This is a genomic window from Mycobacterium sp. RTGN6 (assembly GCF_033804605.1).
In the GTDB taxonomy this organism is placed as follows: Bacteria; Actinomycetota; Actinomycetes; order Mycobacteriales; family Mycobacteriaceae; genus Mycobacterium.
In genome coordinates this window covers 166,976-181,151 of the sequence record NZ_JAPZKZ010000012.1, presented here as the reverse complement: position 1 = coordinate 181,151, position 14,176 = coordinate 166,976, and the positions used below count along the sequence as shown (strand labels likewise).

Annotated in this window: 13 protein-coding genes; 7 read left to right on the top strand and 6 right to left on the bottom strand. The window is 62.5% G+C overall.

Translation table 11 applies throughout. The features are described 5' to 3' along the window. Positions 1-200 precede the first annotated feature (200 nt). The 3 genes from SLQ33_RS27325 to SLQ33_RS27315 all read left to right on the top strand — a co-directional run bounded on the left by SLQ33_RS27325 (position 201) and on the right by SLQ33_RS27315 (position 2,247). Positions 201-1,286 carry an S-(hydroxymethyl)mycothiol dehydrogenase gene (locus tag SLQ33_RS27325; RefSeq protein ID WP_319457041.1) on the top strand — a complete coding sequence of 362 codons (1,086 nt, stop codon included), beginning with the start codon at positions 201-203 and terminating at the stop codon, positions 1,284-1,286. Continuing rightward, positions 1,286-1,909, top strand: a complete 624-nt coding sequence (locus tag SLQ33_RS27320; RefSeq protein WP_319457040.1) for an MBL fold metallo-hydrolase — start codon at positions 1,286-1,288, stop codon at positions 1,907-1,909. The genes SLQ33_RS27325 and SLQ33_RS27320 overlap by 1 nt, the downstream gene beginning before the upstream one ends. Positions 1,910-2,037: 128 nt before the next feature. After that, positions 2,038-2,247 (top strand): ferredoxin, encoded by a 210-nt coding sequence (locus tag SLQ33_RS27315; protein ID WP_319457039.1) that lies wholly within the window; start codon positions 2,038-2,040, stop codon positions 2,245-2,247. Between the two features lie 12 nt (positions 2,248-2,259). Here SLQ33_RS27315 and SLQ33_RS27310 read toward each other — a convergent pair whose 3' ends face one another. Together SLQ33_RS27310 and SLQ33_RS27305 are read right to left on the bottom strand one after the other, a co-directional pair. Then, positions 2,260-3,528 (bottom strand): aromatic ring-hydroxylating dioxygenase subunit alpha, encoded by a 1,269-nt coding sequence (locus SLQ33_RS27310; protein ID WP_319457038.1) that lies wholly within the window; start codon positions 3,526-3,528, stop codon positions 2,260-2,262. A gap of 59 nt (positions 3,529-3,587) precedes the next feature. Next, positions 3,588-4,139, bottom strand: coding sequence for an aromatic-ring-hydroxylating dioxygenase subunit beta (locus tag SLQ33_RS27305; RefSeq protein WP_319457037.1), 552 nt, complete (start codon positions 4,137-4,139; stop codon positions 3,588-3,590). A 436-nt stretch (positions 4,140-4,575) separates the two neighbouring features. On the opposite strand from SLQ33_RS27305, the gene SLQ33_RS27300 reads away from it, so the two are divergent. Continuing rightward, a complete protein-coding gene (locus tag SLQ33_RS27300) occupies positions 4,576-4,986 on the top strand; it encodes an SRPBCC family protein (protein ID WP_319457036.1) in 411 nt (136 codons plus the stop codon). Between the two features lie 264 nt (positions 4,987-5,250). Here the strand turns inward: SLQ33_RS27300 and SLQ33_RS27295 are convergent, their stop codons facing one another. Further along, entirely contained in the window at positions 5,251-6,408 is a 1,158-nt protein-coding gene (locus tag SLQ33_RS27295; protein ID WP_319457035.1) for a hypothetical protein, read from the bottom strand. A 623-nt stretch (positions 6,409-7,031) separates the two neighbouring features. Between SLQ33_RS27295 and SLQ33_RS27290 the strand changes: the two genes are divergently transcribed. From SLQ33_RS27290 to SLQ33_RS27280, 3 genes are read left to right on the top strand one after another with little or no spacing between them, the layout of a single operon-like run. Further along, a complete protein-coding gene (locus SLQ33_RS27290) occupies positions 7,032-8,339 on the top strand; it encodes an aromatic ring-hydroxylating oxygenase subunit alpha (RefSeq protein WP_319457034.1) in 1,308 nt (435 codons plus the stop codon). Position 8,340: 1 nt separating this feature from the next. Beyond that, the gene (locus SLQ33_RS27285) at positions 8,341-8,898 is read left to right on the top strand and encodes an aromatic-ring-hydroxylating dioxygenase subunit beta (protein WP_319457033.1); all 558 of its coding nucleotides are present in this window, start codon (positions 8,341-8,343) and stop codon (positions 8,896-8,898) included. Positions 8,899-8,936: 38 nt separating this feature from the next. Beyond that, on the top strand, positions 8,937-10,172 hold the full coding sequence (locus tag SLQ33_RS27280; protein ID WP_319457032.1) for an acyl-CoA dehydrogenase family protein: 1,236 nt from the start codon (positions 8,937-8,939) through the stop codon (positions 10,170-10,172). Positions 10,173-10,299: 127 nt separating this feature from the next. On the opposite strand, the gene SLQ33_RS27275 is transcribed toward SLQ33_RS27280, so the two are convergent. The 3 genes from SLQ33_RS27275 to SLQ33_RS27265 form a co-directional block, all read right to left on the bottom strand. After that, a complete protein-coding gene (locus SLQ33_RS27275; protein WP_319457031.1) occupies positions 10,300-11,478 on the bottom strand; it encodes an acyl-CoA dehydrogenase family protein in 1,179 nt (392 codons plus the stop codon). Positions 11,479-11,523: 45 nt separating this feature from the next. Then, positions 11,524-12,696 carry a cytochrome P450 gene (locus tag SLQ33_RS27270; RefSeq protein WP_319457030.1) on the bottom strand — a complete coding sequence of 391 codons (1,173 nt, stop codon included), beginning with the start codon at positions 12,694-12,696 and terminating at the stop codon, positions 11,524-11,526. Between the two features lie 159 nt (positions 12,697-12,855). Continuing rightward, complete coding sequence (locus SLQ33_RS27265; protein WP_319457029.1) at positions 12,856-14,169, bottom strand: acyl-CoA dehydrogenase family protein; 1,314 nt, start codon at positions 14,167-14,169, stop codon at positions 12,856-12,858. Positions 14,170-14,176: the final 7 nt, after the last annotated feature.

Below are 14,176 nucleotides of genomic sequence, written 5' to 3'. Positions count from 1 at the left end.
GGCGCATCTCGGGGAAAGGCGATCCGGAAACCTTTCCGACGAAGGCGATTGACTACTACGTCGATACCTCGTCATAGACGTAAACCCGAGTATCTGAAACGGCACTCGCGCGAGCTGCCACCTCAGCGATTGGAGAGAGCACCGATGGATCCAAACCCCAACTACGACGCCAGCATGAGCTCGACACTTGGCTGTGGGCTATGAGTCAGACCGTGCGTGGCGTGATCTCCAGGAGCAAGAAGCAACCCGTCGAGTTGGTCGACATCATGATCCCGGATCCGGGGCCTGGCGAGGTGGTGGTCGACGTGATCGCCTGCGGGGTGTGTCATACCGATCTGACCTACCGCGAGGGCGGCATCAACGACGAGTACCCGTTCCTGCTCGGCCACGAGGCCGCGGGCACCGTGGAGTCCGTTGGGCCCGGCGTGACGGCGGTGGCACCGGGTGACTTCGTGATCCTGAACTGGCGCGCGGTATGTGGGCAGTGCCGGGCCTGCAAGCGTGGCCGCCCGTGGTATTGCTTCGACACGTTCAACGCCGAGCAGAAGATGACGCTGACCGACGGCACCGAACTGACCCCGGCGCTGGGCATCGGCGCGTTCGCCGACAAGACGCTCGTCGCAGCGGGCCAGTGTACGAAGGTCGATCCCGAGGCCGACCCCGCGGTGGCCGGCCTGTTGGGGTGCGGCGTGATGGCGGGCATCGGCGCCGCCATCAACACCGGCAACGTGGGCCGCAACGACACCGTCGCCGTGATCGGCTGCGGCGGCGTGGGTGATGCGGCCATCGCGGGCGCCGCGCTGGTGGGCGCCAAGAAGATCATCGCGGTCGACATGGACGACCAGAAGCTCAACTGGGCCCGCGACTTCGGCGCCACGCACACCATCAACGCCAAGGAGTTCGACGTCGTCGAGACGATCCAGGACCTCACCGACGGCAACGGCGCCGACGTCGTCATCGACGCGGTCGGTCGGCCCGAGACGTGGAAGCAGGCCTTCTACGCCCGCGACCTGGCCGGCACCGTGGTGCTCGTCGGCGTGCCCACCCCCGACATGACACTGGAGATACCGCTGGTCGACTTCTTCTCCCGCGGCGGAACCCTGAAGTCGTCGTGGTACGGCGACTGCCTGCCCGAACGCGACTTCCCCACCCTGATCAGCCTGTACCGCCAGGGTCGACTCCCGTTGGAACGATTCGTCTCCGAACGCATCGGGCTGGACGGCATCGAGGACGCCTTCCACAAGATGCACGCCGGCGAGGTCCTGCGCTCGGTGGTGATGCTCTAGTGGTCGCCATTGAGCGCCTCGTCACCAGCGGCAAGTTCGAACTCGACGGCGGCAGCTGGGACGTCGACAACAACATCTGGCTCATCGGCGACGACACCGACGTCATCGTGTTCGACGCCGCACACACCGCCGCCCCGATCGTCGACGCCGTCCGCGGCCGCAACGTCGTCGCCGTGGTCTGTACCCACGGACACAACGACCACGTCACGGTGGCACCCGAACTCGGCGAGACCCTCGACGCGCCAGTGCTGTTGCATCCCGCCGACGACGTGTTGTGGCGAATGACTCATCCGGACAAGGACTTCCGCTCGTTCGAAGACGGCGCCACGCTCACCGTCGGCGGTGTCGAACTGCAGGCACTGCACACGCCGGGCCACTCCCCCGGCTCAGTGTGCTGGTACGTCCCCGACCTGAACGCGGTCATCAGCGGCGACACCCTGTTCCAGGGCGGACCAGGCGCCACCGGACGGTCCTACTCCGACTTCCCCACCATCCTGGCGTCGATCTCGCAGCGGTTGGGCATGCTCCCCGACGAGACCGTCGTCTACACCGGCCACGGCGACACCACCGCCATCGGCGACGAACTCGTGAACTACGACCAATGGGTCACCCGCGGACACTAAAACCCTCGCGTCACCTTCACGGCCGAACGGTCTTGTCGACGAATGAGTCAATGATTGGACGTCGTTGACCATCACTGCATGAGCCGACTACCGTGGAGTTGATTGATTGATTGGGGCTGAGCACGGCTATGCCGCTTTACGTCAAAGTCGATGAATACAAGTGCTGCGGCTACACGGCCTGTGCCGACGTATGTCCGGAGGTCTACAAACTCGACGATTCGGGCTTTGCCTTCGTAGACGAATCGCCTGTCCGTCCGGATCTGGAGGAGAAGGCCATCGAGGGCGCGCAGGCCTGCCCCGAGGGCGCGATCACCACCTCCGAGGAACCGTTGGATTAGTCGTCGGCCGACTCAGTCGGCCGTCATCTGGTCCAACCACTGCAGCCAGTACGCCCATTGACTGTCATCGCTGTGGATGCCGCTGTACACCGATCCCGGCCCTGGCCAGAAGTCGGGGTTGTTCGCGGGACGGGGTGGCGTGTTGTACCGAATTTTTCCGTGCGCCGATCTGGTCCCGGCCGCACCGCGACCCATCGCCATCCAGTTCTCCATGTCGTCGGGTAGAACGACGTTGTTCACCAGGGTTATGGAGTCGAGGATCTCCCTAGTCTCTTCGGAGGCGTCCTTGGGGAGCAGCTGCGTAATCCACATCTCCGTGAGATTGGGGCCAAGAGGGACAAACCCGCCGATGGTCGGGTAAATGTGCTCCGGATCGGGCAAGGGAAAGCTCGAGATCGCGGATGCTGGGAACATGAGGCCGATCATCAGCCAACCGGCAAGTGGGTGCTTGCGCTCGATCCCGTCATCGGCGAACAACGGTCCCAGGGCATCCGTGCACGCCATTCCCGCGCCGGGCATGCGCACCCAGCACGCTTCGAGGGACCAGCCCTTGGCGTCGTTGGCAGGCGCAGTGATGATGCCAAGCTCACCCATCGCTCGGTGTGTCGTCGCGAAATGGTAGGCGTCACCGGCGAACTGGTCGACGATCGCCTTCCAGTTGGCCTTGATCACGTGGCGTATCGGAGGTCCGACTACCTCCTGTTCAGCGGTGCCATAGAGGAAATCGAAGTACCAGCCCATCTCCTCGCCGAGGTAGTCGTCGAAGGGCACCGGGTCGGGATCGAGGTTGGCAAAGATGACGCCGTGGCGAACCGCAGTCGCCACCTTCGTCAAGCCGAGGCGTGACTTGTCCACGTCGCCATAGACCTCCTTCTCGAAGGGCATGCCGACCATCGACCCCTCGGCGTCGAAGGTCCAGCCGTGGTAGCGGCACTTGAGGAGTGGTGCGTTACCTTTGTCAGCCCAGCACAACTCGGCGCCACGGTGGGAGCACACGTTCAGCGTGATGGCAACGGCACCCGATTTGGTCCGGCGGATGAGGACCTTGTCGTCGCCGACGGCCCGCACAATGAAGTCACCCGGTTCCGGGAGCTCGCTCGCGTGGCCGACCACCACCCACGATCGCGCGAACAGTTTCTTCAGTTCCAACTGGTAGATCTCGGGATCGGAGAGGACCCGCAATGAGACCGACCGTTCATCGAGGTCGAACAGATCCCGAATGGTGGTGCCATCAGACAGCATCGGGCCCAACCGGCGTTCAAGATCCGCTTCTATCGCCATGGCTTCGTCTCCGATGTGGTTGAGGAATTCCTAGGGAGCTTCGTGCTGGAGCTATACGCCTAAAGAAAGATGTTGGTGTACTTGGTGTCGAGCCTGGACTGGTCAATGAGCACTCTCCGACTCGCCAGCCGAAGCCCAGCGTCGGTGCGTCGGATCACATCTTCCCGCCGCGCCGACAACACATCGCTCGTCGAGGTATCGAATCGATTCCAGACGAGCAGGATTCCGCTTGTGACGTCGTAGACATCGGGCTCGCGCTCGAACACGACGACGTTGCCCACGATGCGACGCGTGCGCGGCGGTGGGTCCCGGTCGTAAGCGAACTGAATCGCGACGTTGCGCTGGACCCTGAGCTCAAGTGTCATGCGATCGTCGTTGTAGTGGCTTGTCCGGTCATCAAAGCCAGCGCCGTCACGGCTGAACACCGTCGACCGAGACGGCATTTGGTAGGTGAAGTCTTCGGTCAGCAGTTGCAGCCAATCGAGTTGCTGGTCGTCATTGAGCAACTCGGCCTCGTCAACCAGGAAGGCGACCACCTCGAGATAGGCGGGTTCGGTGATGATCCGACGAAGTGCATTGGCCGTGCCCACTGGCGCGCTTGTGGTCGTCACGATTGTCTGTCCGCCCCTTTCCAGCTTCCAAAGGGCTATCGTCCATGGGTTTACTAGTATCATCACTGTTCGACAGTGATGTCAATCACCTTTTGCCATGGCGCCCGCGTCTCCATAGGCTCATGATCACCCGTCTTCAGCGAAACATATTGTGGGCCAACGAGTCCAAGCACGATCCGCGTGCGGCCGACCGACCGACCGTGTTGCCAGGCGCTGCGGAGTACCGAGTGGTTGAAACGTACTGGCCGACTCGTTGATTTATCGACTCTTCAGTAAATGTTCGACTTTGCCGTTGGAATTTCGCGCTGGCCTTAGAATCCAATGACGTGGGTTAACAGCCGACGGCTCCCCGAGCCAACGCTTACGCCACACCGTCGTTGCCCTCGCTGTGTGAGCGGCGTGGTGGCGACATAGCGAACGACGGAAGGTACACGAAGTGATTGGTATCAAGACGGCCGTGGACATTGCGCGAGCGCCGGCAGATGTCTTCGAGTACTTGAAGACGCCGGCCAACATCCAGCAGTGGATGACGAGCGTTACCTCGATCAGCGACGTTTCTGGTGACGGCGGCGTGGGTTCGACGTACACCCAAGTGGTTTCGGCCGCCGGGCGCGAGGTGACCACGACGGTGGAGGTCGTCGAGGTTGAGCCCGTCAACAAACTCAAGACCGTTGCGACTGGTGGCGGGGTGAAGCTCGAGACGCTGCTCGAACTCACCGGCGGCGGTGACACTACGAGTGTGGTGATGACGTTGAACCCGGGCCCGCTTGGCGCGATGATGAAACCCGTCTTCAAGAGCCAGGGTCAGGCCAGCCTGGAACAGCTCAAGAGCCTCCTCGAAGCCTGACGACTGGGACCCGGAACAGACACGGATAGCTGGTGCTTCCAGAGCGGCGATCAGCGCTTCGGTGGGTTCGGGAGCGTATCCTGCAGTGGTACAATACGATTGGCCGCAGCGGCACTGCGAGCTGAACCAAATAGCGCAGGCACTATATCCACAAGGACGTGTCCACCGCCGGGTGTCGGCGCATCAAGAACCTCAATCAGGAGTACCGAGAACTCAAGCACGCCAAGGAAATACTGAAGCGAGCGGCGAGTTTCGTCGGGGACGTTAGTCCGGGATCGTCAGCCGGCCGATGACGTCGCCGAAGCGGTGCGCGAACCAAAGATCCCCGTTTGGCGCTTCGGTCAAGGGCCATAGCCCGCCTCTAGCCGCGGGACCGTCAATGAAAGTTGCGGTTCCGTCTGTCGCGATGCGCCAGAGCCTGTACACCGCCCCCTCGAGGGGCGCCAACGCAGCCGGCCCATCGTCATTGACGTAGATGTACCCGTCGCGTGCAGTCACCAACATCGTCGGATGCGTAGGAAACGAGGAGTCGCCAAGTGGAAAGTAGTCGAAAGCGCCGCTGTCTGGCGAGAAGCGGCCGATGAGGGGACACCATTCCTGCGTGAACCAGATATTGCCGTCGGGGCCCAAGGTCAGTTCCGCGGTCGTCAACGCGTAACCGTAATCGGCCATGAGCGGATCGTCGCGCTCTGGATTCGGCAGCGGATAGGTGGTGACCTCGCCGGAGGCCGTGATCCGGGTGATGCCGCCGCCCTTCTTGTCGGTCCAGCGATGAAAGTGGATGACCCACACTCCGCCCTCAGGGCTTTCGACAATGCCGGATGGCATGCCCTCCAAGGGATATGTCTGCAACGATCCCGTCGGATCGCTGGGTGAGAAGCGCCCGACATAGCCTGTCAGCAGATTCGGGAAGGTGCCGGCGTAGACGTCCTGAACCGTGTACCAAAGATCGCCGGATGCGGAAACGATCTCGTACGGAAAGGAGATCGTCTCAGCAGACAGGCTGTTGGCTAGGTGCCCCGGCGGGAGCATGGTTTTGCCAGGCGTCAGTTCCTCGAACCGCGTAATCACACCATCGAACGTCATGCGGCCGATGGCGCGCCGGCCGAAATCAGCGAACCACAGATTGCCATCGGCGCCCAGCGCGAGATCGATGACCGAGCTGCCTTTTTCCAACCCTTCCGTATAGACCGTGTAACCGGTCCCATCCGGCGCCATGCGCGCTATGCCGCCGTTCCCATCTGGCCCAATTTGCATCCCGAACCAGAGATTTCCGTCCGGCCCGAACGTAAGGCCGGCAGGCCCGACGCAAGCATGCCCGCCCTCAGCGGTGCACTGTAGGCATGTCGGAAGAGGAAACTCCGTGATCGTGTACGGCGGCAGGCTGCTGCCCTGCGCTGCGACATCGATGCTGTTGGACATGCTCGCCTCCATTGGTCTGCCGAACATTCACTCTGATTTCCGAACCGCGTGTGCAAATCTCAGGCCGGGCGCGGACAACTCGTTGGCGTGGGGGCGCCTGTGTGACTCACCTCACTCCGACGGCAACGTTAAAACATTTACCTCCGCGTGCACAAGGCTGAAGAACGACGCCCTCTTGCCTTCGCGCTCGGGGCTCGCGGAATGCCCGAGCGGCACTTCGTGATACGCGGGGCAACAGGGCACGACGGCGCAACAGATTTGTCGCTGCCGTGGGCTAGCGCTCGATTGCCGCAGCAGTATCCGACCGATCCGCTGACCGACACCGGGGGTCGAGCGCTATATGCACGTTTCGGCGGTGCAGCGTTTGGTGCGCTCAGGTGCTCGGCGAACCCATTGTGTCGATCACAAGCCTGCGGGTGTGGGTTCGAGTTCACAGACGAATCATCCTGTATACCAACATATTACAGTGGGATATCCGATAGTCGCCTACCCGCTGGCGGTTCGGAGGGGTTCAAGTCGGTGAACGCCGGCGCGTGATTGTGCCGACGGGATGTGAAGGTGATTGACATCACAGTCAAACGATGGTCATATAAGTCAAATGCTGGATAGATAGGTGGAGCTCAATGGCACTCACCGAACAGTTGCTACGAGGTGCCGTCGGACCGGTGCTCAGTGATGGAACGGCTGTGGTCGATCTGGTTGATCTGGAGCGTCGGGAGGTGTCCCGGCGCGTCTATTCCGACCCAGAGATATTTCGACTAGAACTCGACAGGGTGTTCGCTCGATCGTGGGTCTTCCTTGCTCATGAAAGTGAGCTCGCCAACCCCGGGGACTATGTGCTCCGCTACCTCGGGCAGGACCAGGTCATTGTCAACCGGTCCTCCGATGGCCAGGTCAACGTTCTGCTGAATGCGTGCGCGCACCGCGGCATGGCGCTGTGCTTTGCGGACAAGGGCGCCGCAACCCAGTTCAAGTGCCGCTTTCACGGCTGGCTCTATGACGACCACGGCCGATTGCGAGCGGCGCCGTACGAGCGAGACATGTATGGCGCGGACTGGGACAAGTCGGCTTTTGGGATGCGCAGTGCTCGGGTGGCGATCTATCAGGGCCTCATCTTCGCGACGTTCGCCGCCGATGCGGTGTCCTTCGAGCAATACCTCGGCGATGAGGGTCGCTGGTATTACGACAGCATGTTCGGCAACAAGGAACTTCGCACGCTTGGCCCCCCGCTGCGTCTACCGGTACGAGCGAACTGGAAGATCTTCGGCGAGCAGTCCAACGGCGATGCCTATCACGTGCCCACGCAGCACGTGGCGCTGTCCGAACTTGGCTTCATGTCGACCCCGCCGAGCGACGCCAAGGGGTGGGGCCTGCTCGCTACCGGCGTCATCACCAATGAAGACCATGTCTTCGTCTTCGACGACTACCGGGAACGCTTCGCCGGGGTGTCACTGCCGCCCGAGGAGCAGCAGCGACTCGGACCTGGCTGGATCATGTCGGCGATGATGTTCCCTGGCAACTTCACGATCATCAGTCCTCATCCGAACTTCGAGGGTGGGCTCAACTCGCTCATCGCGGTAAACCAGTTCATCCCCAAAGACGTTGACACCTTCGAGGTGTGGACGCTCGCGCTCGTCGATGCCTCGATGTCCGACGAAGAAGTTGCCGAGATCAGCGAGTCGACCCACGTGAGCTTGGCGATGAGCCAACCGGACGACATCGACGCTTGGGAGTGGATCCAGCGCGGGTCACGAGGTGCGGTCGGTCGACGCGAGACGATCAAGTACAACACGATGGCTGAGCCGCGCCGGCCCGATGGCTGGGAAGGTCCCGGAAGGGTCTATTCGGGATTCCTCAAAGACAACGCGAACTGGCATTTCTGGCTCCGCTGGCTTGACGCCATGGCCAAGCCGGGAAGTTTGGACATCTGATATGGCCGCGACAACCGAGGTCAGTCCCGTCAGCACCCGGGCCGAACGGATCAGCGCCGGCAGTGCGCTGTATGGCGAGATCTTGGACTTCTTGTATGACGAGGCGCTACTGCTCGACGACGATCGCCACACCGAGTGGGTCGAACTGCTCGCCGAAGATCTCGTCTATCTCATGCCCGTCCGGGAGACGGTGCATAGAAGCGATGGCAAGGGATTCGACTCTCGGATCGGCAAATTCAACGACGACGCGATGAGTATTTCTCTGCGTGCCATGCGAAACGTCGGAATAAAGAGCGCCTACGACCGGGATCCAGCACCGCGGGTCAGACGTCAGATCACGAACGTGATCGTGTACGCCACGGCGGACCCCAACGAGTACGCCGTGACCAGTTACATTGCCGCCCACCGCAACCGCGCCGATTTGGAGGAGCAAGACATCCTGACCGCGAAGCGGGAGGACGTCATCCGCCGAACTAGTGACGGACTAAGGCTTGCACGACGAGAGATCTTCAGCGACCAAACAGCCCTGTGGGCTCGTTACCTGAACATGTTCCTCTAACGCGACCAACAGACAACCACCCAACCCGATCACGATCGATGGTCAAAGACCTGAACAAAACCGCTGGCAGGTTGGCGGGCAAAACACGGAAGGAACCGATGGAGAACAACATCGACGTCCGCACCTTCGCTGGGCCGGTCGACGAAAAGTGGGTGCAGGAGGCGGCCGCGCTGGTGCCGCAGTTGCGCGCCTCGGCAGAGAAGGGTGAGGAACTCGAGCGACTTCCCGACGAGACTGTCGACGCGCTTGAGGCGGCGGGGCTGCTCTCGCTGATGACCCCGCGTGCCCATGGCGGTGAGCAGGCGTCCCTGGCAACCATCGTCGCGGCCCTGACCGAACTCGCCAAAGGATGTGGATCGACCGCGTGGGTCGCGAGCGTTTACACCACCGCACCGGCCTTCTTGAGTCTATTGCCCGATCCGGCCCAGGAGGCGGTGTACACCAGCGACAACAAGAAGACCTTCGTGGTGTTCAGCGCCAAAGGTAGTGCGCGCCACGTCGACGGCGGCTACCGACTCGATGGGACCGCGGCCTTCGGCTCGGGGCAACATCATGCCGGCTGGGGTTGCATGTTTGCAACGACGATCCGCGAAGACGGCGACGAGGACATCGGCTTCTTCCTTCTGCCGAAATCCAGCTTCCAGGTCGCCGATGACTGGAAGGTGAGCGGCATGTGTGCGACGGGATCGAACTCGGTGGTCGCCGAGGACGTGTTCGTACCAACCGAACATTCGGTGCTGCTGAGTTCGTTGCTGATGGGTGAAGTGGTTCCGAGCGACCCCTACTATCAAGCTCCGATAGGGGCGTTCTTGGCGGCCGCTGCCGCTACGCCGATCGGGTTGGCACGAAGTGCGCTCGACCTGTTGACGGAACGAATCCACAAGCGCGGCATCACATACATGCCATATAGCGTTCAGGCAGAGGCACCAATTACCCACCTTCAGGTCGCCGAAGCCACGATGCTGTTCGACGAGGCGTGTTTCCACGCCGACCGGGCAATGGCAGGAGTGAGTACTGACGTCGGATTGGGCGATTTGACCAGCAGTATCCAGCGCCAAGCCGACGTGTCACGCGCGTTCGACCTTTGTCGCGAAGTGGTAACCATTGCCCAAAAGGCCAGCGGCGCAAGCGCCATACGCCGGGACAATCCGCTACAACGAATCGCTCGGGATATTCAGGCGATCGCCCTGCACTCACGCCTCCTTGCGAGCAGCAACATGGAAGTTTACGGCGCACTTCTTTGTGGGCAACCCGCGATGCCGATGATCCTCTAGCGGAGGCCGGCTGCAGGGTTGGATGGGTTTGCGGCCGGTGACGCGGATGCACCGTGATGACAGTGAGACACTCGAATAACGCGTCCAGACAAGGACTTCCACCCAGCGTCGACGAGCCGGCTCGCGCCTAGGTGTTCTCGACCAGATCGAGGAACATCCAGTGCTTCCCCGCCGACAGCCCGGCGAGCGCGCGGGCAACGTTGTGGCGTACGGGCGGCGACGAAGTGATGTGCTGGAGCCCAGTCTCCATGTCGCGGAAGTTGCGCTGGATCACGCCCGGTCGGGCTGCCGTGGTTCCTCCCGACGTGTAGACGAAGACCGCTACCTCGTGGACCGACCACGTGGCGTTGGTCAGGGCGAGCCGATAGAGACTGTGCTGCTCCTGGGTCAGCGGGTCGCCGAGGTGCAGCGTCTCGCCGATGGAGTGCCACGTCTCATAGATCAGCGCCCGAGCGGAGCGCAGCTTGGCCTCGGCCGCCTCGTACTGCGCGAGGAACGCGGTGCTGTCGGCCTGTGCGCCTGCGCGGCCGGCCTTGGCCGCGACCAGCACCTTGAGCTCGTCGAGCATTCGGCGACCCAGCCCGACCGCCCAAGCCGCGTGCGCGCAACAGATGAAGCCCGATACGCCAAGGGTGTAGATCTGCCCACCCCGAAGCGGCGCTTCGGTGTCGACTATGTGCGTGTACGCCTTTGGCACGAATACGGCGTCGATCGAATAGTCGACGCTGCCGGTGGCGCGAAGCCCAAGAGTGTCCCAGCTGTTCCACTCGAGTTCGGCGTCCTCGATCCGCGTCGAGTAGATCCGCGCCTCGCCAGTCCCCTCGACGAGGGCGAGATTGTAGGTCCGTCCGGCGTGCTTGATTCCCGAGCCGAAGCTGTAGCTGCCCGAGCACACGTAGCCGCCGTCCTGCGGGATGGCGATGCCCGGGCGCGTGCCGTGCCCGGCCAGCACCGGCATCCGGTCGCCGCCGTACATGGCGTCGACCGCCTCGTCACCGAAGTAGGCGCCGGAGACGCCGATGGCGATGGCCGAGGCCATGAAGGCCCAGCCGGTAGAGGGATCGCCGTATGCGAGCTGCTCGATGATCTCGGCCCCCGACGCCAGGTCGAGTTCGGCGCCGCCGAGGACTGCCGGCACCCACATCCCGTAGAGCCCGGCATCGTGCATGGCGTCGACCACGTCTTCGGTCAGCTGGCCGGCCGCCTCGGCCGCGGCCGCGCGCTCGGAGATTAGCGGAAACAGTCCCTTCGCTCGCTCGAGCAGTAGCTCGGCCGAGACCTTCGTGTCCTCAGTGCTCGCGACCACGTCGTCGCCTCTCTCTAGCTGGGCTCACAGGGCACGGCGCGGTTGCTAGCCGGCCGGAGTGAAGATGGCGGGCAAACTCACCATTGACGCAGACTCAGCGCCGCCGAATAGGTAGGTCGGCTTGAAGCCATCGGGAAGTCTCATGTCGCTGAAGCGGTTGAGCAACACAGTCAGGCCCACTCGCATTTCCATGCGCGCGGTGTGCGCGCCTGGACACGTGTGGATACCCCGGCCGAACGTCAGGTGTGGATTTGGTTTCCTGTCGACGCGAAAAGCACTCGGGTCTTCGAATGTGGCCGGATCCCAGTTCGCCGCCGCCCAGTTGACCATGACGGTGTCGTCCTGCTTGATGTCGACGCCGTGCATGGTGACCGGGCAGGTGGCGCGCCGATAGAGCCCCCAGACGGGAGGATGCAAGCGCAATGCCTCTTCGACAGCGCCGGGAATCAGTTGCGGGTTCTCGCGCAGACGCTGCTGAGTCGATGGATCCGCGAGCACTTCGTACAGCAAGCTGCCCAAACCGGAAATGGTCGTTTCTATGCCGGCGATCAGGATGGCAGCGATGACGCTCGACAGCTCGAGGTCGCTTATCGGTCTTCCGTCGATTTCGGCGTTGACCAGTTCAGTCAAGTAGTCATCGCGCGGGTTCGTCTTGCGATCGGAGGCCTGTTCGATGCAGTACCGGTTGAAATCGACAAACGCCCGATGAGCCTTCTCCGGCTCGCCAAGGGAGGAGAGGAGTTCGCTCACTCGTTTCCGTGACTCGCCGCGACTGTCCACATCGAAACCGATGACGTGACACACCGCCAGGGCAGGGAGCTTCTCGCAGTAGTCGGCGACCAAGTCACCTGTGCCGGCTTGGGCAAACTCTTCGGCAGCGCGCTCCGCGTCGGCCTTGACGAGACTTTCCACGCGGGCCGATGCGCGCGGGTTGAAGGCCAGGTTGAAGATCGGGCGCCACATCGAGTGGGCCGGCGGATCGAAGTCGATCGGGGGGGCCGGTGGCCGGTCGGCCAGTGGGCGCAACGTGCTGGGTTGGCTCGAGAACGTCTCGTGATCGGCGGTCGCCGTCTTGACATCGTCATAGCCGAGCAGGATGTGGAAGCCATCCTGCCTGTCGCTGTGGGCAACGGGGCACCGGCTGCGCGCCTCCTCCAGGATGGTTCGCGCCTCTTCGGGCGTGTTGTCCAACGTGCTGTAGTTGGCGACGGGACGCATCGATCCTGTGGCTGTCATTTCTACTCCAAATACGTGCGGCGATCGCTTCAGCTGCGGCCTGGCTGACCGCAGGAAAGAAGTGCATTCTGTGACTAGCATCATGCCCCCTTCTGAACTTTTGTGTCAATAATTCGTCGTTTGCGACGAACCATCGAGCGATCACCGATTGCGGATCGTGGCGGCAGCGTCGTCCATCGCCGAGGACACCACCCCATGGCGAGCAAGTACGTTGGCGTACTTGGCCTCTGCGCGTTCCCGTCGGCGGAGCGTGTGGTACTCCGGGAAGACGTCGGCGTCGGGTTGATAGCCCCGCAACACGGTCTTCGCGAGACTTGTCTGGTGAACCTCCGTAGGACCGTCGGCCAATGCCATCGTGAACGACTCACGCACGGAGTCCATGAACGGCATTTCATCGCTGATGCCGATCGAGCCGTGTATTTGCAGTGCCCGTGAGGCGACGTTGTTGAGCACCCGGGGCATCATCGCCTTGACGGCGGAGATGTCTCCACGAACCCGTTGATAGTCCTGGTACTTGTCGATCTTCCATGCCGTCTGCAGCACCAAGAGCCGAAAAGCCTCCAACTCGCACCAGGAATCGGCGATCGCGGCCTGCACGAGTTGCTTGTCGGCCAGGTGCTCACCGGCAGTGCGGCGCGAGAGGGCGCGCCGGCACATCAGGTCGAGGTTGTGGCGCACCAGCCCCACCGTGCGCATTGCGTGGTGAATACGGCCACCCCCAAGGCGGGTCTGGGCAACGACGAACCCGCCGCCACGGCCGCCCAGAATGTGATCGGCTGGCACCCGGACATCGACGTATCGCACGTAGCCGTGGTGGCCTGCCACATTGCGGATGAGTTCTATTCCCGGTGTTTCGGCAGGAACGACGAACATCGAATGTCGTTTGTAGTCAGCCGCATCCGGCTCCGACACCGCCATGACGATGAAGAAGGAAGCGACGTGCGCATTGGAGGAGAACCATTTCTCGCCGTTGATCACCCATGAGTCGCCATCGAGGCGCGCCGATGTGGTCAGCACTCTCGGGTCCGCACCGCCATGCGGCTCGGTCATGGCAAAGCAGGACATGATTCGGCCGTCGATCAGCGGCGCAAGCCACCTGTCCCGCTGTTCGGGGGTGCCGTAGCGGGCGAGGATCTCGGCATTGCCTGAATCCGGTGCCTGGCAACCGAATACGATTGGAGCTGCCGACGACCGTCCCAATCTTTCATTGATCAGTCCTAGTTTGACCTGCCCATAGCCGGGGCCGCCAAGGTCCGGCCCCAAGTGGCATGCCCAGAGGTTGCGTTGCTTGACCTGCCGCTGCAGCGGCACGATGAGATCGTTGCGCAACGAGTCGTTCACGTTCCACGGGTCGGTGACGAACAGCTCGACGGGCTCAACCTCGTCTCGGACGAAGGCGTCGATCCATTCCAGTTCTTCCGCGAACTCGGGGTCGGTGTCAAAGTCCCATGCCACAGGCAGC

Coding starts and splice junctions, on each gene's coding strand:
- SLQ33_RS27325 (WP_319457041.1), top strand. CDS start 201: ATGAGTCAGACCGTGCGTGGCGTGATCTCCAGGAGCAAGAAGCAACCC.
- SLQ33_RS27315 (WP_319457039.1), top strand. CDS start 2,038: ATGCCGCTTTACGTCAAAGTCGATGAATACAAGTGCTGCGGCTACACG.
- SLQ33_RS27310 (WP_319457038.1), bottom strand. CDS start 3,528: ATGGCGATAGAAGCGGATCTTGAACGCCGGTTGGGCCCGATGCTGTCT.
- SLQ33_RS27295 (WP_319457035.1), bottom strand. CDS start 6,408: ATGTCCAACAGCATCGATGTCGCAGCGCAGGGCAGCAGCCTGCCGCCG.
- SLQ33_RS27290 (WP_319457034.1), top strand. CDS start 7,032: ATGGCACTCACCGAACAGTTGCTACGAGGTGCCGTCGGACCGGTGCTC.
- SLQ33_RS27285 (WP_319457033.1), top strand. CDS start 8,341: ATGGCCGCGACAACCGAGGTCAGTCCCGTCAGCACCCGGGCCGAACGG.
- SLQ33_RS27280 (WP_319457032.1), top strand. CDS start 8,937: ATGGTCAAAGACCTGAACAAAACCGCTGGCAGGTTGGCGGGCAAAACA.
- SLQ33_RS27270 (WP_319457030.1), bottom strand. CDS start 12,696: ATGCGTCCCGTCGCCAACTACAGCACGTTGGACAACACGCCCGAAGAG.